We start from the raw sequence: 23,339 nt of genomic DNA, 5'->3' as shown, positions 1-23,339 counted from the left end.
GATAAGTAATATTTGTAGGATTTTAGGGTAGGAAATGAGGGTGTATACTTGTTATATGTTTTTATACGTTTTAAAATGTAATACCCTAAAAAGACCCATTGAATATTTTGACTAACTTTACCCTCAATCTCTCAAAAAGATTTTCAAAAAAATGAATTTCAAAAAACTACTAAGTATTGCTCTTTTGCTCATTTCCTTATGGTCTTACGCACAGTTAGATGTTCCTGGAGGTCCGCGATGTGATGAAGCCGGACCGATCTGTTCTGATAATACTGGAACCTATGTTTTTCAAAACAATACGGATAATTCAACCAACATTAATACGGCAGTTGCCTGTATGAATAATGCGCCACGTCCATCATGGTTTTTTCTTCAAATAGATCAAACGGGTGATCTTTCGTTTATAATTAATCAATGGGAAGATTTTAATGGAAATGGAATTAACGAACCTGGTGAGCCAGGCATCGATATAGATTTCGCCGCATGGGGTCCATTTACCTCTGATTCGGGAAATTGTGGCAACATAAATATTAATTGCCCCACATGTCCAGATAATGTAGATAACCCAAATTATTATCCTAATGATTTAGATAATTCTAATATTATAGATTGTAGTTGGTCCGGAGCTGCAACGGAAACTTTTAATATTCCCAATGCTCAGTCGGGTGAGTTCTATCTCTTGCTTCTTTCAAATTGGGGCGGTCAATCTGGCTCAATTGAAATTGTACAAAATAATCTGGGCGGCCCAGGGTCTGGTTCAACTGACTGCAGTATTATTGACGTGAACGGTATTTTAGGTCCTGACCAAAATATCTGTGACATGTCAACGACAACTTTAGATGCGAACCCAAGTAATGACCCTGATTTTGTGGATTATTCTTGGCAATATGACGATGGAACAGGTTTTATGCCAATTCCTGGTACAGACGGCATGTCGACCATTACGGTATCTGATGCAGGTGATTATCAGGTAACAGTTACAGATACCGCTGGCGATTCTGATAGTGATGTTTTAACTTTAGTAATAACACCAATACCAACCGCTAACACAGTTGATCCCCAATTAATATGCGACGATAATAATGATGGATTTGCAAATTTTGATTTTACAGTCTTAAACAGCATTGTCATCGGCACCCAAACGGATGTGGAAGTCAGTTACCACAATAGTCTTAATAATGCTGAAATGGACATGGATCCCATAACTGGAATCTATACTAATGCTATGGCCTATACTTCAGAAATGATTTTCATCAGAATTGAAAATACTATTAATACGGATTGTGCTTCTACTGGTTCTTTTGAAATTAATGTTTTTGACACACCTATTGCAAATCCTTTGGGCGACCAATTGATATGTGACGACAACAACGATGGATTTTGGGATTTTGATTTAAATGCGCTTCGTGCTACTGTGCTGGGGACTCAGTCAGCTACAGACTACACGGTAACTTTTCATCCTAGTACAGCGGATGCTGATGCCAATACCAGTGCATTGCCTGATACCTATACTAACATGACAGCCTATATGGCTGAAACGATAACGGTGCGAATTGAAAATAACGTGAATACTAATTGTTATGCGTTGACAGATTTTATAATCGATGTGTTTAATCAACCTACAGCTAACACTGTGCCCGATCAACTCATTTGTGATGATAATAATGATGGCTTATGGGATTTTGATTTTACAGCATTAGAAGACGATGCTTTGAATGGTCAGTCAACGACTGAATTCAATGTTAGTTTTCATTTTAGCCAAAATGATGCTGATACAGCAATGGCGGCGATTACAAGTCCTTATACAAATATGGTGGCTTACACAGAAGAAACCATTTATGTAAGAGTTGAAAATGTGGATAATACAGCGTGTTTTGACACATCGACTTTTATAATCGATGTTTTTGACCAACCCACAGCCTCAGCCTATATATACGAACTCTGCGATGATGCAATCGATGGCGATGACACAAATGGGTTAACGACTTTTAATTTGCCTAGTGTTGACGGCAATATTTTGAATGGACAAGACAATATGCAGTTCACGGTTACGTATTACGAAACTCAAGGTGAAGCCGATTCTGGAATGAATCCACTTCCAAATGCCTATGTGAATATGGTGGCCAATGCAGATCAGGTGATTGCACGTGTTGAAAATGTTGACAATCCTGATTGCTATGCAACAACGACGTTAGACTTGGTTGTGAATGCACTTCCAGTAATTACCAATGCCGTTGATTTGATTCAGTGTGATGATGATTCCGATGGATTTTCGGTTTTTAACTTAACGGAAGCAGATGTACTGATTTCTACAAACGCTGCAAATGAAACATTTACCTATCACACGAGTATGGCAGATGCCATGACAGGTAATGGCGCTATTATGGATCCGACTATGTATACCAATACAGACCCGTCATCGAACCCAGATACGCTTTTTGTACGTGTTGAAAATGCTGATGGTTGCTCTCGTGTGGCGCAGTTAGATTTGTTTGTTTCAGCGACTCAGATTCCTTCTGACGTTGAAATTTTATACGAAATATGTGATTCAGGAACTGTGGATGGTGATATTACCAACGGTATTGAAACTTTCGATTTTACAGATGCCGAAGCTCAAATTAGAGCACAGTCCATGTTGCCACCTGGCCAGAATTTAACCTTTACTTATTACGAAACAGAAGCAGATGCCTTGGCGGAATCCAATGCTATTCCTGATATTTCAAACCATAGAAACGATGCTTCACCGTTTGAACAAGAAATTTATGTCCGTGTGGATGGTGATATTGATAATGATTGCGTCGGTTTGGGCGTTCACGTGCGATTACGAACTGTTAATCCTACACCAAATTTAGATCCGGATGACTTAGAACTTTGTGACGATAATAATCCAGGAGATTTACAAGAAGCTTTTGATTTAACCCAGAACGAAGCTTTTATTTTTAATGGAGACCCTAATGTGTCAGCCACCTATTATTTAACAGAGGCTGAGGCAAACTTTGGTATTGGTTTTATACCAACGCCGATGGCTTATACCAATACGGACCCAATGGAAACCATTTACGTTCGTGTACAGAATAATACAACGACCTGTTATGCCATCGTGCAATTTGATATTATGGTAAATCCTATACCAGATGGAGGTGGCGTTATTTCAGATTATATACTATGTGAAAACAATACGGATTTCATGGCAGATTTTGATTTATCTACCAAAGACGTAGAAGCATTAAACGGGCAAGATCCGCTTCAGTTTACCGTAACTTATCATGACTCGCAACAGGATGCTGACGATTTGATGGATGCTTTGCCGAATCCTTATGAGAATACCTCAAATCCTCAACAGATTTTTGTAGCAATTACAAATAATGATACAGGCTGTTCTGTGAGTACACAAAGTTTTATGATTGAAGTGACTGAAGGTGCCAACGCCAATGAGGACGGTGAACCTATTGTATATGAAATCTGTGATGAGGTTAACGACAATGACGGTTTTGCTCAGTTTGATTTAACGACACAAGATGCCGAAATATTTGATGGTCAAGATCCTATGGATTTTACTCTGACATATCATGATAGTATGGATGATGCATTAAATAATGTAGAGCCACTTCCTACCTTATACGAGAATCTTACTAATCCTCAAATTATCTATGCACGAGTAAGTAATAATATTGCACCAGATATCTGTTTTGAAATTGCAGAATTGACGCTTCAGGTTAATCTGTTACCAGAATTTGATCTGGACGAAGAATACATTTTGTGTCTATCGACTAACGGTTCTGAAGTCGTCGATGTCCCACCAGTCATTGATACAGAATTACCTGCAGGTGATTATAGCTTTGATTGGTTTTTTAATGGTGATTTAATTGCAACGGAAACTGGCCCAAGACTAATACCGATGCAAGGTGGTACGTATGAAGTTATTGTTACGGACACATCAACCTCAATGGTTACCATGTGTATGAGTTCTGATACAACCATCGTTACCGAAAGTGAACCGCCTGTTGTTACTGCAGAGGTGACCACAGATGCGTTTTCTGATAATCACCGAGTTGAAGCAACGGCAACAGGTATTTCTACCTATGAATTCAGTTTGGATAATGGCGCTTGGCAAGACAATGGCAGTTTTGAAGATGTCTCAGCAGGCATTCACACTGTCTATGCTAGAGACGTTAACGGTTGCGGTATCAACAGCGTTGAGGTCTTAGTTATCGATTATCCGAGGTACTTCACACCAAATGGTGATAACAATCACGAAACATGGAATATCGTTGGAATCGACACACAACCATTGGCACGCATCTATATTTTTGATCGCTATGGGAAACTCCTGAAAGAATTAAGTCCTACCAGTCCGGGTTGGGATGGCACCTACAACGGTAATTTAATGCCCTCTAGTGATTACTGGTTTAAAGTAGAATATGATGAACCACAAACAGGTCAACGCAAAGAGTTTACGGCGCATTTTAGTTTGAAGCGATAAATTATTTTCTATTTTTTATTAATTATATTTTCTATTTTTATTCTGACTAAATAATAGATTATGAATGAATTAAGTCAACGGGAGTTGAATGTAATTACCTCAAAAGCTAGAGCAGATAAAGCAATAAACTCTTTGAAGGGAATTCTTTTAGGTATCAATTCGGATGATGAAGTGAGTGAAAAAGAATTTTCAGAATTACAAAAATGGTCTGTTAAGCATCATGATTTAATTAATAGAAACCCTTTTAGGGAATTTATGTCAATTATAGATGCAACCGCATCTAAAGAAGTTCCATCTAGAGAGGCTGTTGATGATATGTTTTGGCTTTGTCAAAAATATGAAAGTGAAGGCTACTACTATGATGCTGTAACTGCTGATCTCCAAACATTACAAGGTATTTGTCATGGAATCTTATCTGATGGAATTATTGAAGACGCAGAAATAGTCAGTTTAGAAAAATGGTTGGAAAATAATACTCATTTAAGCACCTATTATCCTTATGATGAAATTAGGAGCTTAGTTGTTTCTATTCTATCTGATGGCAAAATAGATGATGAAGAGCGATTAGTTTTAAAAGCATATTTAAATCAGTTTGTAAATCTAGAATCCAAAGATATTTCTGATAAAATTGATAATGAGACCCACAATGTAAATATATCAGGTCACTGTACAAGTGATCCGGATATTGAAATTGACGGTAAGACCTTCTGCATAACTGGTGTATTGCAAAGTGGAAACCGACGCGAGTTAGAAAGAAGAATTGAAGACGCAGGTGGTATTCCAACGAAAACTGTTTCAAAAAAACAGACTATTTAATTGTAGGTGATAATGGAAACCAGGCTTGGGCTTTTGCGTGTTATGGAAGAAAAGTCGAGAAAGCTTTGGATATGAGAAAAACAGGACATAATATTTGCCTTATACATGAATACGACTTTTTAGACGCTATTGAAGATTTAGGATAAAAAATGCCTCGCAATCGCGAAGCATTTTTTCTATCTAAAGTCTAAAACCTAAAGTCTCGAACTATCCATTCATTGAAATCAAGAACTCTTCGTTGTTTCTGGTTTGCTTAAATCTATCGTTGATAAATTCCATAGCTTCTACAGGATTCATGTCGGCCAAATACTTTCGCATTACCCACATGCGCTGAATCGTAGCTTCATCCAACAACAAGTCATCACGTCGTGTACTAGACGATGTTAAGTCGATAGCAGGGAAAATTCTACGGTTAGCAATCTTACGATCCAACTGTAGTTCCATATTACCAGTACCTTTAAATTCTTCAAAAATCACCTCATCCATTTTAGAACCTGTTTCGGTTAAGGCTGTAGCAATAATGGTTAAAGAACCACCGTTTTCAATATTACGTGCCGCACCAAAGAAACGCTTTGGTTTGTGTAAGGCATTAGCATCCACACCACCCGATAATATTTTACCAGATGCAGGTTGTACCGTATTATAAGCCCTTGCTAAACGCGTAATGGAATCTAATAAAATAACCACATCGTGGCCACATTCTACCAAACGCTTAGCTTTCTCTAAAACAATGTTGGCTATTTTTACATGCTCGTGTGCTTCTTTATCAAAAGTAGAAGCGATTACCTCACCACGGACGTTACGTTGCATATCGGTTACCTCTTCAGGACGTTCGTCAATCAGTAGGATCATTTGATATACTTCAGGATGGTTTGCTGCAATAGCATTGGCAACATCCTTTAATAACATGGTTTTACCAGTTTTAGGCTGTGATACAATCATACCACGTTGGCCTTTTCCGATAGGCGAGAAGAGGTCCATAATTCGAGAAGAAATAGTACTCTGGCGTTCTGCCAAATTAAATTTCTCCTTAGGGAATAATGGCGTTAAATGTTCAAATGCCACTCGGTCTCTAACAACCTGAGGGCTCTGACCATTGATTTTACTCACCTTAATTAAAGGAAAATATTTTTCGCCTTCTTTTGGTGGGCGAACATGGCCTAAGACTGTATCTCCTGTCTTTAATCCGAATAAGCGAATTTGCGATTGTGATACATAAATATCATCAGGCGATGATAAGTAGTTATAATCCGAAGATCTTAAGAAGCCGTAGCCATCTTGCATGATGTCCAAGACACCTTCGGACTCAATAATGGCATCAAACTCATAATCGGGTTCCTTGTAGCGATTACGATTGTCCTTATTGCCGTTATTACCGTTGTTGCGGTTGTTATTATTGTTACGATTGTTGTTGCGATTGTCGTTACGGTTATCGTTGTTACGAGATTTGTTATCGCGCTTATCGTTGTTCTTTTGGTTATCGTCTTTTCCAGATTTGTCTTGGTTGTTCTTTCTAGAATTATCACGATTATTTTTCTGACGGTTGTCCGACTTATTATCGTCCTTTTTGTCGTCTTTCTTATCGTCCTTTTTTTCGCTGGTTTTGGAATCCGAAAATTCCATTTTCTGCTGGTCCTTAGACTCTTGCCCCTTATTCGGTGCTTTTTGGCGTGGTTGACGTGGTTTTTGAGCTTTCTGTTCAGGTTTTGAAGAAGTTTCTTCCTTGACCACACTCTTTACCGCTTCTGGGTTGGCGGCTTGATAATCTAAAATTTGATAGACTAAATCCAATTTTTTTAAAGTTCTGAATTTAGGAACTTTGAGGTGCTTAGCGATATCCTGCAATTCAGGAAGCTTTTTCGCTTTCAATTGAGCTATTTCAAACATTATGTAAGTATAAAATGTATTTAATAATTGATAGAGATTATTTCAAAAATTTCTGTTATCGATTTTCAAAAAAGAAAAGAGTGAAAGGTAATCTGAAGAATATACGAGTAAGTCTTTGATGACCACGTCGCTACTGCAATAATACAATTTTATTTATAATTACAGGTTGATTTTTATAAATAAACGATTAATTTTGTCCTTCGAATTTTTAAAGCTAATGATTCAAAGAATTCAAACTTTATATCTTTTGGTAGCAGCAATCATTGCTGGGGCTCTTCCTTTTGTGTTCTATTTATGGACAGATCAAGAAGGAGCAAAGGTATTTGCCATGGATAATTATTACATTCTAGGTTTGTTTTTGGGTTCTGCTTTATTATCTTTAATTTCGATTTTTAGATACAAAGACAGGAAATCCCAGTTTGTCTTGGGACGACTAAATATAATATTGAACTTTATTTTACTAGGAGTGTTCGTGTATCAATCTCTAAGTGTATCTGGAGAAATTAACGTTTCTGAGAAAGGTATTGGGATGATTCTTCCTATTTTTTCTATCGTGTTTTTGGTCTTGGCAAACAAGGCTATTAAAAAGGACGAAGATCTTGTAAAATCTGTAGATAGATTACGATAAACACCTAAAATCTTAGTAGTATTAGTGCGAAAAACCCCAACAGAAATGTTGGGGTTTTTATTTCGGAAACTCCACAACCTCCAAATTCTCAATCTTCTTTCCATCAATCGTAAAACGAAGCATAGTACGTACCTTATGAAATCCGTGCTTTCCAACCGCACCGGGATTCATGTGAATGAGGTTTAATTTTGGGTCGGGCATTACTTTGAGTATATGGGAATGCCCACATATAAAAAGCCGTGGTGGATTATTGCGAAGTTCATCTCTAACTCTGTAATTATATTTTGGTGGATAGCCACCGATATGGGTCATCCATACATCCACATCTTCACAATGAAAGCGGTTGTGCTCAGGATATTCGCCTCGGATTTTGGCTTCATCAATATTGCCATATACTGCTCTTAATTTAGCTTTTTCAGACAGCAAATCTGTAACTCTTAATTCACCGATATCACCTGCATGCCATACTTCATCAGCTTCAGAAGCATGCCTTAAAATGGCATCATCTATATAACTATGGGTGTCGGAAAGCAGTAGGATTTTGGTCATTAATCTATAGCCGTGTTTTAGGATTTCTTTAGCATTAAAAAGACCTATCTTTGTGGCTTCATTGGCAAAAATAGGACTTTCACTTGAGATATTTCATTGAACTAGCATACAACGGCAAACAGTATCACGGTTGGCAAGTACAACCAAATGCTGTCACCGTTCAGGAAGTATTGGATAAGGCATTATCCTTGCTTCTGGGTGAACCGATTTCCATATTGGGCGCTGGTAGAACTGATGCCGGAGTGCATGCCAGCCAAATGTTTGCGCATTTTGACATTTCGAATTCCATTGAAGATGACAATATTGTTTATCGTCTTAATTCTTACTTGCCCCCTGATATAGCCATCAAAGATATATTTAGAGTTAAGGACGACACTCATGCTAGATTTGATGCTACTTCAAGAACCTATTTTTATAAGGTATCTACGTCTAAGGATGTTTTTCAAGATGACCAGTCTTATACTGTATTACAACCTTTGGATGTTGAAGCCATGAATAAAGCGGCAACGTATTTATTGGACTATAAAGATTTTAAATGCTTTTCTAAAGCACATACGGATGTAAAGACCTATAATTGTGATATTCGATTTGCCCAGTGGAAAACTGAGGGAGAGCAACTTATTTTTACCATCACGGCAGACCGATTTTTAAGAAATATGGTAAGAGCTATTGTAGGCACATTGATTAATATAGGTCTGGGAAAATTAGATGTATTAGTGATGCACAGCATTATTGAGTCCAAAGACCGTTCGGAAGCAGGATTTTCAGTCCCAGCAAAAGGCCTATTTTTGTCAGAGATAACTTATCCTGAAACTATAAAATTAGAATAATAACGAAGTTCCGTTTATGCGGAAAGTAAGCATGGCAGAAAAATCCAAGAAAATATTCGATGTCGGATTGTTTAAACGACTGTTGCAATACATAAAACCGTATCGTGCGGTATTTGTGATATCGCTTCTCTGTGTCTTAGGTTTGGCGGTTTTTGGAGCCCTAAGGCCAAAAGTACTTCAGGTGGCTATTGATGAGCAAATCGCACCTAAGGAATATGAAGGCTTTTTATTCTACATTATGCTTATGCTCATTCTACTTGTTGTTGAAGTGGTCTGTCAATTATTGTTTATCTATTATGCCAGTTGGTTGGGACAGTCAGTCGTAAAGGACATTAGGGTAAAACTGTTTCGGCATATGCTGAAATTTAAAATGACTTATTATGATAAATCTTCGGTCGGTGTTTTGATAACCAGAGCGGTAACGGATATGGAACGGATTGCGGATATCTTTGGGCAGGGCTTATTTATGATATTTAGTGACGTCCTTAAAATGGTGGTAGTTGGCGGATTTATGGTGGCAATGAACTGGAAGATGAGCTTAATCGTCTTTACAACACTTCCTCTAGTATTATTTGCTACAAAGATTTTTCAGAAGTACATGAAACGTGCGTTTGAGGAAGTACGTACCGAAGTTTCAAACTTAAATTCCTTTGTGCAAGAACGCGTTACGGGAATGAAGATTTTACAGCTTTTTACACGTGAAACTACCGAGTACAGAAACTTCAAACAGATTAATGAGCGCCATAAAAAGGGCTGGTTAAAAACCGTGTGGTATAACTCTATTTTCTTTCCGATTGCAGAATTTCTGTCATCATTAACGATGGGTGTCGTCATTTGGATTGGCGCTGTCAATGTGATTTCCATTTCGCCGTATACCTCTACTGGAGATTTAATGGCCTTTATTATGTTTATTCCAATGTTGTTTAGACCCTTAAACCAAATTGCGAATAAATTCAATACCCTACAAATGGGGATGGTAGCGGCCGACCGTGTATTTAGGGTGTTGGATACTGAATCTCAAATTGACGATACAGGAACTGAAATTGCTTCAAATTTTAAAGGCGATATTCAATTTGAAAATGTCCGTTTTTCCTATGTCAAAGACGAAGAAGTTCTTAAAGGAATTTCTTTGGATATCAAGTCAGGGCAGACTATAGCTATTGTTGGTGCTACAGGAGCAGGTAAATCAACCATTATCAATTTATTAAATCGATTTTACGATATAGATTCAGGAACGATTAAGATTGATGGTATTAATATCAAGAACTTAACCTTGGAGTCGCTTCGTAGCCAGATTGCTGTGGTGCTTCAAGATGTGTTCTTATTTGCAGATACCATTCTGAATAACATTACGCTAAACAACAAAGACATTACTGAAGAGGATGTCGTTAGGGCAGCCAAGGCCATAGGTATTCATAAGTTTATTGAAAGCCTTCCAAATGGTTACCATTATAATGTGAAAGAGCGAGGGGTGATGTTATCTTCAGGCCAACGTCAATTGATTTCGTTCTTAAGGGCTTACGTTTCAAACCCGAGTATATTAATTCTGGATGAAGCAACGTCTTCTGTTGATTCTTATTCCGAACAATTAATACAAGAGGCAACCGAAAAAATTACCGAAGGACGCACTTCAATTGTGATTGCGCATCGCTTGGCTACGATTCAAAATGCAGATAAAATCATTGTGATGGACGCAGGTGAAATAGTGGAGGTCGGAACGCATGAATCTTTACTTGAAAAAGAATCGGGCTACTACAAAAACTTATATGAGGTGCAGTTTCTTTCTGCTGAATCAGCCTAATTATTGCCCACTTTTACTTGCTTCAATGGCTTGTTTTTGCGCTTCTATAATGGCGTCTAACATCCCAGTTTGTTTGGCAATGATGGCAAAAACGATGCTGAAGATGATTGAGATTACCACAAGCACACCAAAGAAAATCAATGACCTTAGCATAAAATTTGGCCAGTCTAGGTTAAAAATACGTTTTAAGCAATAGCCAGAAAAAAGTAATTGTAGAGGCCCAAATAGTATCGACATCTCGCCCATTTCAAAGCCAAACATGGCGCCTATGATGGTTAGGATAACGTTGACCATGGATAATTGTGCCAGTAAGTACATAAATATGACCAAATGCTCCGTATAATTGTATTTAAATTGGCGTTCCCTGATAAACACAATCCGAGATATGAGTGCGTAAATCGGTACATTAAGCATCATAGCTAGGGATTGATACTCACGTACAAAATTGAAAACCCCTTTGTTAAATTCTTCTAGTCCAGGTTGGGAAATCGAATCGAAACTTAAAGATTCGGGAAAAAAGCGCTGTAACAAAAACAGTTGAAGCCCCGAGATGGTAATGGCTATAGCAAAATAGCTGATAACGTTGACATATTTTTTTCGTGTTCCATCAATGTAAGAACGGATAACGTCTTCAGGTTTAACAAATAGATTTTTAAAGGTTTGTATAAAGCGGTTATCGTAGTTGAGAAATTCTTCAGAAAAATGACTAATAAGATTTCCTATGGTTAAGCGATTTCTAACCACACGTGCACCACAGTAATTGCAGTAATCACTTTCTTCAATAATATCCTTTTGGCAGTTCTTGCACTTCATTTAACCCATTTTTCCTGTAGCAAACAAATAGATGAAAAACCCTATCACGAAAATGACCATTATAATAGAAAAAGCAAACATGTAAATAATAAATGCAGCTATGTAACGAAGTAGTGAATTTAAAAAGGAGTTACCATACAAACGTTTAAATACATAGCTTCCGTAGGCCAAACTTAAAGGCATTGCGATTATTGAAGCCATCATAATATTTGAAACACCGAATAATGCTAGGCCAACATTTATAACAATCCCAACGAAAATCCACTGTGAATTTATGTAGAGATTGATGACCAAATGTTCAGTATAATTATAGCGTCGCTTATCTAAATAAATAATCCAAGTGCCAATGGCTAAAAATGGCATCAGTACCGTAAACATAACATTTTGATACTCACTCATACTTTTTCCAACAAGCTCATTGTAGGTATTTACAGGATTGTCGCCTTCCACTTTCGTCATACCGAACATATCATTTTGAGCATCTAGAAACTCAGGAAAAAAGCTTTTCAATATAAATAGCTGAAGTCCAAGTACAGATAGTGCAATGGCCCAATAACTGATAACATTAAGATGACGCTTTCTAACACCAATGATAAAGCCGTTGATAACCGCTTCTGGTCGCTTAAAAAGGTCAATAAATGTACGCAGAAACTTGTTGTCCAATGACAAAACTTCATCATTCATCTGCTCAGCGAGGACCCGAGGTGTCAGTCTATTTCTAATAACCCTTGCCCCACATTCTGGGCAGTAGTTGGTCATTTCTGAAAGTTGGGTATTACAATTTTTACACTCCATTAAATCAAATCCTTCTTTATTTTTTCCGTCAGCTCTTCAGCATCTTTAAACATCATAAATTCCCCATTTTTGATATATGAAATCTGTCCGGATTCCTCACTAACGGCAATCGCAATGGCATCTGTTTTTTCGGTAATACCTATGGCGGCACGGTGGCGAAGACCAAAGCGTTCGGGAATATTTTTTTCGTTACTGACCGGTAATATCACTCGTGTGGCTTTAACCACATTGTTATCAATAATGGCGGCGCCATCATGTAATGGACTATTTTTAAAAAATATGCTTTCAATTATGGGTTGGGTCACAGTAATGTTCATCTCGTCGCCAGTGCCTGTTAAAAAATCTAGGCTATTGTTGCGTTCTATAACAATAAGTGCTCCAGTCTTAGAAGTACCCATTTTAGTACAGGCATTCACAATAGCGTCCACATCTGTTGTGGTTTCACTATCACTTTTCAGAAATTTAAAATTTTTGAAAATCCGACGTTTCCCACCCAGATTCGTAGAACCGACCATGAGTAAAAACTTTCGAATTTCGGGTTGAAAAACAACGATTAATGCAATGATACCCACTTTCATAAAGCCATCAAAAATCCGATGGAGCATCTGCATGTTAAGGTAATCCGTAAGTCGCCAGACAAAATAGATGATTAAAATCCCTATAAAAATATTGATGGCCACCGTGCCTTTCACCAACTTATAGATATAGTAGAGGAGAATGGCGACGAGAAAAACGTCGACAAAATCTATAAATCTAAAATCCCAAAACTGAAGATTATCCAAAGGCGGTAGGTTTCTGCTAATTTAACAAATAAGAAGTAACCACAAAATTTATCCGTTACCCTTTAATTGATTGTGCAATCTCACACATTCCATAGCTTCTTTAACATCATGAACGCGTAGAATGGATGCGCCGTGTTCTAAGGCAACCATGTTCAGTGCCGTAGTGCCATTAAGTGCTTCTGAAGGCGTTATGTCCAAGCTTTTATAAATCATCGATTTTCTTGAAACACCAGCAAGAATCGGTTTATCACAAATTTTTAAGTCTGAAAGCTGATTCAATAATTGAAAATTCTGTTCCAAGGTTTTTGAAAATCCAAAACCAGGGTCAATGATGATATCTTTAATTTGAAGACTTTGACATTTCGCAATACGTTCTGAAAAATACCGATTGATTTCCACAGTTAAGTCTGAATAGTCGGTTTTACTCTGCATGGTCCTAGGATTTCCACGCATGTGCATCATAATATAAGGTACTCTTAAATCGGCTACAGTCTGAAGCATATTCTCGTCTAAATACCCTGCAGAAATATCATTGACGAGCGATGCGCCGGCTTCGATATTCTTTTTAGCAACAGTACTTCTAAAGGTGTCAATGGATATCGATGTCTCAGGAAAATGTTTTATAATAAGTTCCGTAATCGGTGCTGTACGCTGAATTTCCTCATCTTCTGAAACCTCGTACGCACCAGGCCGAGAGCTATAGCCACCAATATCAATAAACGTGGCACCATCGGAGAGCATGACTTCCACCTGATTCAAAATGTCAGATTCGCCTTTAAATTTACCGCCGTCATAAAACGAATCTGGGGTAACATTTAAAATCCCCATCACTTTTGGAGTGCTTAAATCGAGAAGTTGGCCTTTGCAGTTTATCGTCATTGGCTTCAAAAACTTTGAAACTTAAACTTTGAACATTGAATTATAATGGCGAAATTTACGCAAATTATAACGGAATACATGCAAAAAACTGCTTCACAATACGATGCTGTCATCAACAAGTGTCGGTCACTTTTTCTTAATAAAATGCAAGATTATGGGAGTGCGTGGCGCATATTACGCTTACCTTCGCTGACTGACCAAATTTTTATTAAGGCACAGCGTATTCGTAGTTTACAACAAAATGCCGAACGCAAAGTGGATGAAGGCGAAGTGAGTGAGTTTATCGGTATCATTAATTACTGCACCATGGCGCTGATTCAGTTAGAAAAAGGTGTGGTGGAGCAACCCGATATGGATGTGGATACAGCAATTGAGTTGTATGATAAGCACATTAAAATTACGCGCGATTTAATGTTGAATAAGAATCATGATTACGGTGAAGCCTGGCGGGATATGCGTGTAAGCTCCCTAACGGATTTGATTTTACAGAAGTTGCTTCGCGTAAAACAGATTGAAGATAATGCCGGAAAAACCATCGTTAGCGAAGGTATTGATGCCAATTATCAAGACATGATTAATTATTCGGTTTTTGCGATGATTCATTTGGGAGAAGCTGAATAAACGATTGTCATTCCTGTCCCGAAGTGTCGGTAGCTGGAATCCACTGAAAAAATAAATTTAAAAGATTCCTGCCTTCGCAGGAATGACACAAATTAGTATGAAATATTTAGTTGGAATAAGCAGAATTTTCGTCGGAATACTATTCATCATCTCCGGATGGATAAAATTGAATGACCCGCTTGGTTTTTCTTATAAACTACAGGAATATTTCGGTGCGGATGTTTTGAATCTGACGTTTTTGGAGCCTTATGCATTGCCACTTGCGATTTTCGTTGTGGTGTTCGAAGTCGTCTTGGGCGTTTTCCTCATCATTGGCTACAAACCAAAATTTACGGTTTGGAGTCTGCTGTTAATGATTCTGTTTTTCACATTTCTAACGTTTTATTCAGCGTATTTCGATAAAGTGAAAGACTGCGGATGCTTTGGAGATGCCCTAAAACTAACGCCATGGCAAAGTTTCTGGAAAGACGTGGTACTTCTCGTATTGGTTCTCTTTTTGTTTGCAGGACGAAAATACATTAAGCCGTTTTTCAAACCCTTACCGACAACCATCATCGCTTTATTGGGATTCTTGGTATCGCTTTGGATTGCTTATGATGTACTGATGCATTTACCTCATGTGGATTTTAGAGCCTATAAAATCGGGAATAATTTGCAAGAGCAAATGGATGTTCCTGCGGATGCACCAAGGCCTGTCAATGAATATGTCTGGAGCTACGAGATAGATGGTGAGGTTAAAAAAGTGGTCACCAATGGCTCTGAACCAACAGAATACCCAAGAGAGACTCTCAAAGGTGTAGATACTCAAGTGATTGACGAAGGCTACGTTCCGCCAATTCAAGATTTTACCATCGAGTCTGAAGATGAAGATTTAACCACGTACTTTTTAGAAAAAGACAAGCTCGCCATTGTAGCGATGTACAATGTGCTGAGTGCCGAAAATGAAGGTATGTTGAAAATAAAAGCGTTTGCTGACCGTGCTCAAAAAGCAGGTTACATAGTCATTGGTCTATCGGCCTCAGGAGAAGAAGCTAAGCAACAAGTCAAAACAGATTATAATCTTGATTTTGACATCTACCTATGTGACGAAAAAGTGGTAAAAACCATAGTTCGTGCAAACCCCGGTGTGATTTTGCTTGAAAAAGGAACCGTAACCAACAAAGCGCATTGGACGGATATCGAAGACCTAGAACTCTAATTTGGGGCGTTATCTGCTACATAAAATCGGTTACGCACTGCTGACACTCTTTGGCGTCGTTACGGTGATTTTCTTTTTGTTTACGGTACTTCCTGGCGACCCAGCTAAAATGATGTTGGGGCAAAACCAAACCGCCGAACAGGTTGAAGTGGTAAAGAAAAAATACGGCTTCGATAAACCGATTTCCACACAGTATCTCTATTATTTGAATGACTTATCGCCCTTGTCATTCCATTCTGCCGATTCCGAAAGTTATACGGCTTTGGCTAGCAATAAGTATTCGGCAACACGCTTATTCCAAATTGGGCAAACGGACGTCGCCTTAAAATGGCCATACCTCCGCGAGTCCTTTGCTAAACAGGGAAAACCCGTAAGTCAAGTCATAGGAGAGACACTTCCAAATACCGCAGTCTTGGCAGTGTCAGCCATAATCATAGCTATGATTTTAGGGCTTATTCTCGGTGTGGTTTCCGCTCTGTATAAAGACCAATGGCTCGATAAATTGATTCAGGTGTTAAGTACCTTTGGGATGTCTGTTCCGTCTTTTTTTAGTGCGATTTTATTTGCTTGGTTTTTCGGATTTGTACTGCACGAATACACCAATCTTGAAATGACCGGAAGCCTCTACGAGCTTGATGATTTTGGCGAAAAAGTCAACATTAAATGGAAAAATTTAATTCTCCCTGCCATTGTTTTGGGGATTCGTCCTTTGGCCGTTGTCATTCAGTTAATGCGAAATTCCTTGTTGGAAGTGATGAGCCAAGATTTTATAAGAACGGCGAGGGCAAAAGGGCTTAGCGAATTCAACGTCATAAAAAATCACGCTATAAAAAATGCCTTGAATCCTGTGGTGACTGCGATTTCGGGATGGTTCGCCTCTATGTTGGCTGGGGCCGTTTTTGTGGAATATATTTTCGGGTGGAATGGTTTGGGAAAGGAAATTGTGAATGCTTTAAACACTCTAGACTTACCCGTCATTATGGGCGCTGTACTCATCATTGCCTTACTTTTTATCATCATCAATATTCTAGTGGATATCATTTACGCCTGGCTAGACCCGCGTGTAAAATTGGCTTAGATTATCCTTGATTTAAACATGTTGCCTTATCGACTAGGAGACACTTTCAGAAAGCGTTATTTTTGTAATTCAACAATTTTTAATTTAAAGAAAAATAATCCCTTCCCTTAGGGAAGGTTAGGATGGGAATATGAGAAGAAAAATAGTCGCCGGAAACTGGAAAATGAACAATGATTTACCTCGAACGCAAGGCCTAATCACGGATTTAAAAAACGCTAAAAAAACCTCAGACGCTGAAGTGATGATTGCGCCAGCTTACGTGAATTTGTACCACGCCTTTGAGGAACTACGGGAAAGCGATATTGAAGTGATTGCCCAAAATATGCACTTTGCGGAAAACGGTGCCTATACGGGCGAAGTGAGCGCAGACATGCTGAAAAGTGTGGGGATTAGTACCGTGATTTTAGGCCACAGTGAACGCCGTGCCTATTATAACGAAACTGATGCCGATTTAGCCAAGAAAGTAGACATGGCCCTATCTAAAAAGATGGAAGTCGTCTTTTGTTTTGGAGAAGAATTGAAAGACCGCCAGGCAGGAAATCACGAAGCTGTTGTGAAGTCGCAAATCAAGAATGCCTTATTTCATTTAGACGCTGATGCGTTAAAACATATCATTCTGGCTTATGAACCTGTTTGGGCGATTGGCACAGGAGAAACGGCCACCCCGGAGCAGGCCCAAGAGATGCACAAAGCCATCCGAAAAATGATTGCCGATAAATATGGCGATGACACAGCCGACAACATTTCAATTCTCTATGGTGGAAGCGTAAAGCCAAACAACGCCCAAGAGATTTTCTCCAATCCCGATGTGGACGGTGGCTTAATCGGAGGTGCATCCTTAAAGGCCGACGATTTCTTTGCCATTGTAAACGCCATTTAAGCGTATATGGCAGACCAGATTTACATAGGCTATACTTTTAAAGTTGAACCACTTCAAACTGCTTCCGAAATCTTGATAGCTGAATTGGGCTATGCCGGATTTGAAAGTTTTGTTGAAACTTCGGATGGGGTGGTAGCTTACATTCAAAAGGACGATTGGCATGACTCTATTTTGGATGATATTCACATTTTGACGTCAGAAGAATTTTCAATCACACATACGTTTGAAGAGATTACCCAAACCAATTGGAATGCCGAATGGGAAAAGAACTTTAAACCGATTGAAGTCGATGGTTTGTGTACGGTAAGAGCGCCTTTCCATGAAAAAACAAATACCAAATACGATATCATCATAGAACCGAAAATGAGTTTCGGTACAGGTCATCATGAAACCACCCACATGATGATTCAACATATCCTGAAAAACGATTTAAAGAATAAATCAGTTTTGGATATGGGTTGCGGTACGGGTGTTTTGGCGATTTTGGCAGAAAAAGTTGGGGCTTCAATATTAGACGCGATAGATATTGATGAGTGGTGTTATTTGAACAGTCTTGAGAATGTAGAGCGCAATGATTGCCATCATATTTCGGTTTATCAGGGTGACGCAAGTCTTTTGGCCGATCAGGCGTATGATGTCATTATTGCGAATATCAACCGTAATATTTTGTTGGCTGATATTCCGACTTATGCTAAATGTTTGAATCCTAACGGCATGCTTTTTCTAAGTGGATTTTATACCGAAGATATCCCAATGCTAACAGAGGCCTGCGAAGTTCAAATGTTAAAGTTTGAAGAACAGATACAAAGAGGGGATTGGGTATCGTTAAAATTTATAAATTAGTTACGAATTACTGTTGATTATGGGAACAAAAGAACAGATATCGCCAGAATTACTCCTCGAAGAAGAGGTTTTAAAACAGAATGAAATCATTTTATTCAATGATGATGTCAATACCTTTGACCACGTCATTGACACACTCATTTACGCTTGTGACCACACACCAGAACAAGCTGAGCAATGCTCCATTATCGTCCATTACAAAGGAAAATGTACTGTAAAGACAGGTTCTTATGACGATTTAAAACCGCGCTGTTCCATGCTTTTGGAAGCGGGGTTGAGTGCGGAGATTGCTTGAAAAATTAAAAATTATATAAAGAAAAAGACCTCACGGATATTCTAATTCAGTGAGGTCTTTTTGAATTTCAGAAACTCTCAGGTTTTTAAAGCCTTCAAGGTCTGAGAACTGTATAAAGGTATTTAAAGCGTCGACGGACAAACAAAATCCGTCATCTTTAAATCCGTTTTTTTAATCGCACCAAAACCGCCAGCAACATCAACTAAATTATCAAAGCCTCTCGCTTTTAAAATGGACATGGCAATCACTGAACGGTAGCCACCAGCGCAATGCACGTGATAGGTTTTATTACGGTCTATGGCATTCATATTCTCATTGATATAGTCTAAAGCAAAATGTCGGGCATCTTCCAAGTGCATGGAACTGAATTCTCCATCTTTTCGGACATCTAAAATATTGACGTCGTCCTCATTGACTCGCTTAGCAAATTCTTCAGCCGAAATCGATTCTAATATTTCAACATCACGTCCGGAGTTTTTCCATGCTTCGATACCGCCTTTTAGATAACCTAAAGTGTTATCATAGCCAACACGTGATAAACGTGTTACGGCTTCTTCTTCTTTACCTTCAGGAGTTACAAGAATAATTGGTTGCTTTATATCGGTAATCAAAGCACCAACCCAGGGTGCGAACTGACCGTTTAGGCCAATAAATATGGAATTCGGGATGTGGCCTTTTATGAATTCAGATTGTGGTCTTACATCCAATACCAAAGCCGATTCGTGATTGGCCATGGCTTCAAAAGCGTCTGGTGTTAAGGGAACGTTACCGGTTTCTAATACGGTTTCAAAATTGTCATAGCCCATTTTATTGAGCATGGCATTTTTGGCAAAATATTGTGGTGGTGGTGCAATGCCGTCTAAAACTTCCTCGATAAATTCGTCCTTAGTCATGTCAGCACGTAAAGCGTAATTCGTCTGCTTTTGCTCTCCCAAAACCCCGACTGTTTCTTTGCTGAGGTTTTTACCACAAGCCGAACCTGCACCGTGTGCCGGATAAACAATTAAATCATCCGACAGGGGCATAATTTTATTCCGAAGTGAATCATAAAGCATACCGGCTAGGTCTTCCTGTGTTAAATCGGATTTTATGGCTAAATCTGGTCTTCCGACGTCGCCTAAAAATAAGGTGTCTCCTGTGAAGATGGCATGGTCTTTTCCTGCTTCGTTCTTTAAAAGATAGGTAGTACTTTCCAACGTATGACCTGGTGTATGAAGCGCTTTTATGGTCAGTTTTCCTATTCTGAATTCTTCATTATCCTTGGCGGAATGAATATCATAGTCTGTTGTAGCACCTGGACCGTACACAATGGTCGCTCCTGTTTTTTGGGCTAAATCCACATGGCCAGACACAAAATCGGCATGAAAGTGGGTTTCAAATATGTACTTAATTTTCGCATTGTTGGCGTTTGCCTTATCAATATATTGCTGTGTTTCGCGCAATGGGTCAATAATGGCTACTTCGCCTTCAGACTCTATATAATAGGCGCCTTGCGCTAAACATCCGGTGTATAATTGTTCTATCTTCATAATCAAAAATTTAAGACTTTAAATTTACTAAACTAAAATAACTCTTTATAGATAATGTAGGTGGCCATGACCAGTATAAAGTAGCCGAATCCTTTCTTTAATTTCTTCCCGCTAATGAATTTTGAAAGGTAAACGCCAATAAAAATCCCGATGATGGAAATTCCCGTAAATATTAATAGAAAAGGCCATTCAATATCAATATTGGTAATATCCCCCAAAAAACCGATAAGTGATTTTATAGCGATGATAGCGAGCGATGTGCCAATGGCTTTTTTCATGGATAAACCGATGACCAAAACCAAAACAGGAATATTTAAAAAACCACCGCCTGCGCCGACAAAACCAGTGATGATTCCTACCGCTAAGCCTTGCATAGCAATAACCGGAAAATTATAAGTCGGGCTGTCTTGGCTTTCCTTTTCAACAATAGGTTTTTCCTTTTTAATCATGGAAATACTCGATGCAATCATGATGACGGCAAAAAACAGCATGATGAAAATGTTATTGGTCACTTCAAAATCGCCAATGGTAAACATCACATCAGGAAGTAAGGGTACCAAATACCGGCGTGTTAAAAACACCGAAGTCAATGCCGGAATGGCAAAAATAAAGGTGGTTTTGAGGTCTACCTGGCCTTTAAAAAAGTTTTTAATCGCTCCAACGGCAGACGACGCCCCAACCATAAACAAGGAATAGGCTGTCGCTGTGATTGGGTTGATGCCCATAAGATATACCAAAATTGGAACGGATAAAATAGAACCGCCACCACCGATAAGTCCCATAACAATACCAGCTATGAGTGCGCCGATGTAACCAAGTATTTCCAACAGTTCCATTTAGTGGGGGAGTTTATCTTTTAAAATTCCATAAACAAAAGTGCCTAACAATGCGGATGCAATAACGATTAAAATACTAAATGCACCAGTACCCACTAAAATATACATGGGTCCTGGGCAAGCACCAGAGAGTGCCCAGCCTAACCCAAAAATGGAACCGCCAATGATATAGCGAAGAAAGCCTGGTTGTTTTTTCGGTACAGAAAGCTCATCACCTTCCGTAGTTTTCGTTCGTTTTGCTTTTGCGATTTGAAGCAATAAAATGCCTGTAGTCACTGCAGTACCAATAATGCCATACATATGGAAAGACTGAAACTTGAACATTTCGTAAATACGATACCACGAAACGGCTTCGGATTTAACCAATACAATCCCGAATACAATTCCGACGAGTAAAAATTTGATATACTTTGCCATATTAAAAGAGTATTGGGAAGATAAAATGAATCATAATTAAACCACCGGCGAAAAAGCCAATAACGGCAATCAATGATGGCGTTTGAAGACTACTCAGCCCAGTAATGGCATGGCCAGATGTGCATCCGCCTGCATAGCGCGTCCCAAAACCGACCAAAAAGCCTCCGATGATGAGGAGTGATAAGCCCTTCAAACTTAAAACGGCATCCCAATCAAATAGTTCTGGCGGTAAGAGTGATTTTCCTGCATTCTCAAAACCTAAGGTGGAAAGTTCAGCCACTGTTTCAGGATTTAAGTCGATATCTGTTGGATTTGATAATAAATGATGCGCGATAAAACCGCCAATGATGGCACCAAGGACAACAATAAGATTCCAACGTTGGGCCTTCCAATCGAACTTAAAGAATTCTGAAAATTTCCCCGCACCTCCAATAGTACATAGGGTTCGAAGGTTAGAGGACATCCCGAATGTTTTGCCCAAATAGAGTAGGGCGAACATCACTACAGCGATGAGCGGGCCAGAAACATACCATGGCCAGGGTTCTAAAATTGCTGACATTGTTTAAATTTTGAACAAAAATAGGACTTATTAAAAGACTCTATGTGACTTTTGTTACTTAAGCCTTGTGAAGTGTGATTTGATTGCGTCCAAGCAGTAGGTGTCCTTGATTTTCTAGCTTTTTAAGAACTCGGGAAATGACTACCCTAGAGGTGTTCAGGTCTAACGCAATATCTTGATGAGAGATATTGAGCGTTTCGCTGTTTTTCAATTGACTTTGCGTTTGAAGGTAATTGAGTAAACGTTCGTCCATGTTAAGAAACGCAAGAGTGTCAATAGTTTGGAGCATTTCGTCAAAGCGGGATTGGTAGCTCGTGAGAATAAACTGTTGCCATTGGGGTTCGGTGCTGAACCAGAGATTCATATAATCCACAGGAATCATATTAAGGTCCACATCGGTTTCGGCAATAGCCCTTATTTTACTTTTCCGGTCCGCCATACAACAGGTTAAAGACATCGCGCAGGTATCACCTTCTTTTAAAAGATAGAGCAGAATTTCGTTGGAGTCTTGGTCTTCTCGTGTCACTTTAATCAGACCTTTTGTCAATAATGGAATACTCGTTAAATCTTGATTTATATCAATAATGATATCGTCCTTTTCAAAATGATGGAGCGTAGCGACTTCGCTGATTTTTGAAATGAATTCAGTATTAAATAGGGATTCGAATTGCTTTAGTTGACTAGTTTGAAGCATTGAACAAATTATGTTTTGTTAATGTAAAGAAAAGAAATTCATGATAATTAATGGTAATATTATATTTGAAGCATTTTCTTACTAATTTTAGAATAATTTAGGTATTTCATCGAAAAAGTGTTTAAT

General features: G+C 38.6%; 22 protein-coding genes. 11 read left to right on the top strand and 11 right to left on the bottom strand.

Features of this window, described 5'->3' with window-relative positions; all coding sequences use genetic code 11:
• Window positions 1–151: 151 nt before the first annotated feature.
• Together ACFOSX_RS14100 and ACFOSX_RS14095 are read left to right on the top strand one after the other, a co-directional pair.
• Complete coding sequence (locus ACFOSX_RS14100) at window positions 152–4,483, top strand: T9SS type B sorting domain-containing protein (RefSeq protein ID WP_386102593.1); 4,332 nt, start codon at window positions 152–154, stop codon at window positions 4,481–4,483.
• Between the two features lie 60 nt (window positions 4,484–4,543).
• Window positions 4,544–5,299: a BRCT domain-containing protein gene (locus ACFOSX_RS14095; RefSeq protein ID WP_386102590.1), complete on the top strand. Its 756-nt coding sequence runs from the start codon at window positions 4,544–4,546 to the stop codon at window positions 5,297–5,299.
• A gap of 207 nt (window positions 5,300–5,506) precedes the next feature.
• Here ACFOSX_RS14095 and rho read toward each other — a convergent pair whose 3' ends face one another.
• Window positions 5,507–7,186, bottom strand: coding sequence for a transcription termination factor Rho (gene rho, locus ACFOSX_RS14090; protein ID WP_386102587.1), 1,680 nt, complete (start codon window positions 7,184–7,186; stop codon window positions 5,507–5,509).
• A gap of 217 nt (window positions 7,187–7,403) precedes the next feature.
• On the opposite strand from rho, the gene ACFOSX_RS14085 reads away from it, so the two are divergent.
• A complete protein-coding gene (locus ACFOSX_RS14085; protein WP_386102584.1) occupies window positions 7,404–7,814 on the top strand; it encodes a DUF4293 domain-containing protein in 411 nt (136 codons plus the stop codon).
• A 57-nt stretch (window positions 7,815–7,871) separates the two neighbouring features.
• On the opposite strand, the gene ACFOSX_RS14080 is transcribed toward ACFOSX_RS14085, so the two are convergent.
• Window positions 7,872–8,363 (bottom strand): metallophosphoesterase family protein, encoded by a 492-nt coding sequence (locus ACFOSX_RS14080; RefSeq protein WP_386102581.1) that lies wholly within the window; start codon window positions 8,361–8,363, stop codon window positions 7,872–7,874.
• Between the two features lie 83 nt (window positions 8,364–8,446).
• Here ACFOSX_RS14080 and truA point away from each other — a divergent pair, with 83 nt between their 5' ends.
• Together truA and ACFOSX_RS14070 are read left to right on the top strand one after the other, a co-directional pair.
• On the top strand, window positions 8,447–9,193 hold the full coding sequence (gene truA, locus ACFOSX_RS14075) for a tRNA pseudouridine(38-40) synthase TruA (RefSeq protein WP_386102578.1): 747 nt from the start codon (window positions 8,447–8,449) through the stop codon (window positions 9,191–9,193).
• 31 nt (window positions 9,194–9,224) lie between these two features.
• A complete protein-coding gene (locus ACFOSX_RS14070) occupies window positions 9,225–10,994 on the top strand; it encodes an ABC transporter ATP-binding protein (RefSeq protein WP_386103063.1) in 1,770 nt (589 codons plus the stop codon).
• Here ACFOSX_RS14070 and ACFOSX_RS14065 read toward each other — a convergent pair whose 3' ends face one another.
• The 4 genes from ACFOSX_RS14065 to folP are packed head-to-tail and all read right to left on the bottom strand — an operon-like array spanning window position 10,995 to window position 14,263.
• Window positions 10,995–11,807, bottom strand: coding sequence for a DUF3667 domain-containing protein (locus ACFOSX_RS14065; RefSeq protein ID WP_386102575.1), 813 nt, complete (start codon window positions 11,805–11,807; stop codon window positions 10,995–10,997). It lies immediately after the preceding gene.
• A complete protein-coding gene (locus ACFOSX_RS14060; RefSeq protein WP_386102572.1) occupies window positions 11,808–12,566 on the bottom strand; it encodes a DUF3667 domain-containing protein in 759 nt (252 codons plus the stop codon).
• A 35-nt stretch (window positions 12,567–12,601) separates the two neighbouring features.
• A complete protein-coding gene (cdaA, locus tag ACFOSX_RS14055) occupies window positions 12,602–13,384 on the bottom strand; it encodes a diadenylate cyclase CdaA (RefSeq protein WP_386102569.1) in 783 nt (260 codons plus the stop codon).
• A 48-nt stretch (window positions 13,385–13,432) separates the two neighbouring features.
• A complete protein-coding gene (folP, locus tag ACFOSX_RS14050) occupies window positions 13,433–14,263 on the bottom strand; it encodes a dihydropteroate synthase (protein WP_386102566.1) in 831 nt (276 codons plus the stop codon).
• Window positions 14,264–14,341: 78 nt separating this feature from the next.
• Between folP and ACFOSX_RS14045 the strand changes: the two genes are divergently transcribed.
• The 6 genes from ACFOSX_RS14045 to ACFOSX_RS14020 all read left to right on the top strand — a co-directional run bounded on the left by ACFOSX_RS14045 (window position 14,342) and on the right by ACFOSX_RS14020 (window position 19,178).
• The gene (locus tag ACFOSX_RS14045; protein ID WP_386103060.1) at window positions 14,342–14,884 is read left to right on the top strand and encodes a DUF1599 domain-containing protein; all 543 of its coding nucleotides are present in this window, start codon (window positions 14,342–14,344) and stop codon (window positions 14,882–14,884) included.
• A gap of 97 nt (window positions 14,885–14,981) precedes the next feature.
• Complete coding sequence (locus tag ACFOSX_RS14040; protein WP_386102563.1) at window positions 14,982–16,082, top strand: BT_3928 family protein; 1,101 nt, start codon at window positions 14,982–14,984, stop codon at window positions 16,080–16,082.
• A 1-nt stretch (window position 16,083) separates the two neighbouring features.
• Window positions 16,084–17,160, top strand: a complete 1,077-nt coding sequence (locus ACFOSX_RS14035) for an ABC transporter permease (protein WP_386102560.1) — start codon at window positions 16,084–16,086, stop codon at window positions 17,158–17,160.
• Between the two features lie 130 nt (window positions 17,161–17,290).
• Window positions 17,291–18,040 carry a triose-phosphate isomerase gene (gene tpiA, locus ACFOSX_RS14030; RefSeq protein ID WP_386102557.1) on the top strand — a complete coding sequence of 250 codons (750 nt, stop codon included), beginning with the start codon at window positions 17,291–17,293 and terminating at the stop codon, window positions 18,038–18,040.
• Between the two features lie 6 nt (window positions 18,041–18,046).
• Window positions 18,047–18,883, top strand: a complete 837-nt coding sequence (gene prmA, locus ACFOSX_RS14025) for a 50S ribosomal protein L11 methyltransferase (RefSeq protein WP_386102554.1) — start codon at window positions 18,047–18,049, stop codon at window positions 18,881–18,883.
• Between the two features lie 19 nt (window positions 18,884–18,902).
• Entirely contained in the window at window positions 18,903–19,178 is a 276-nt protein-coding gene (locus tag ACFOSX_RS14020) for an ATP-dependent Clp protease adaptor ClpS (RefSeq protein WP_386102551.1), read from the top strand.
• A gap of 122 nt (window positions 19,179–19,300) precedes the next feature.
• On the opposite strand, the gene ACFOSX_RS14015 is transcribed toward ACFOSX_RS14020, so the two are convergent.
• Genes ACFOSX_RS14015 through ACFOSX_RS13995 form a run of 5 tightly spaced genes read right to left on the bottom strand, consistent with a single transcriptional unit; the run spans window position 19,301 to window position 23,213 of the window.
• Window positions 19,301–20,707 carry an MBL fold metallo-hydrolase gene (locus ACFOSX_RS14015; RefSeq protein ID WP_386102548.1) on the bottom strand — a complete coding sequence of 469 codons (1,407 nt, stop codon included), beginning with the start codon at window positions 20,705–20,707 and terminating at the stop codon, window positions 19,301–19,303.
• Window positions 20,708–20,739: 32 nt separating this feature from the next.
• A complete protein-coding gene (locus tag ACFOSX_RS14010) occupies window positions 20,740–21,543 on the bottom strand; it encodes a sulfite exporter TauE/SafE family protein (RefSeq protein ID WP_386102546.1) in 804 nt (267 codons plus the stop codon).
• A complete protein-coding gene (locus ACFOSX_RS14005; RefSeq protein WP_386102543.1) occupies window positions 21,544–21,960 on the bottom strand; it encodes a DUF6691 family protein in 417 nt (138 codons plus the stop codon).
• A 1-nt stretch (window position 21,961) separates the two neighbouring features.
• The gene (locus ACFOSX_RS14000) at window positions 21,962–22,519 is read right to left on the bottom strand and encodes a YeeE/YedE family protein (RefSeq protein ID WP_386102540.1); all 558 of its coding nucleotides are present in this window, start codon (window positions 22,517–22,519) and stop codon (window positions 21,962–21,964) included.
• A gap of 58 nt (window positions 22,520–22,577) precedes the next feature.
• Window positions 22,578–23,213 carry a Crp/Fnr family transcriptional regulator gene (locus ACFOSX_RS13995; protein WP_386102537.1) on the bottom strand — a complete coding sequence of 212 codons (636 nt, stop codon included), beginning with the start codon at window positions 23,211–23,213 and terminating at the stop codon, window positions 22,578–22,580.
• Between the last annotated feature and the right edge of the window lie 126 nt (window positions 23,214–23,339).

It is taken from the genome of Winogradskyella maritima (assembly GCF_042650215.1).
Taxonomy (GTDB): domain Bacteria; phylum Bacteroidota; class Bacteroidia; order Flavobacteriales; family Flavobacteriaceae; genus Winogradskyella; species Winogradskyella maritima.
This window is presented reverse-complemented; position numbering and strand designations above follow the sequence as displayed.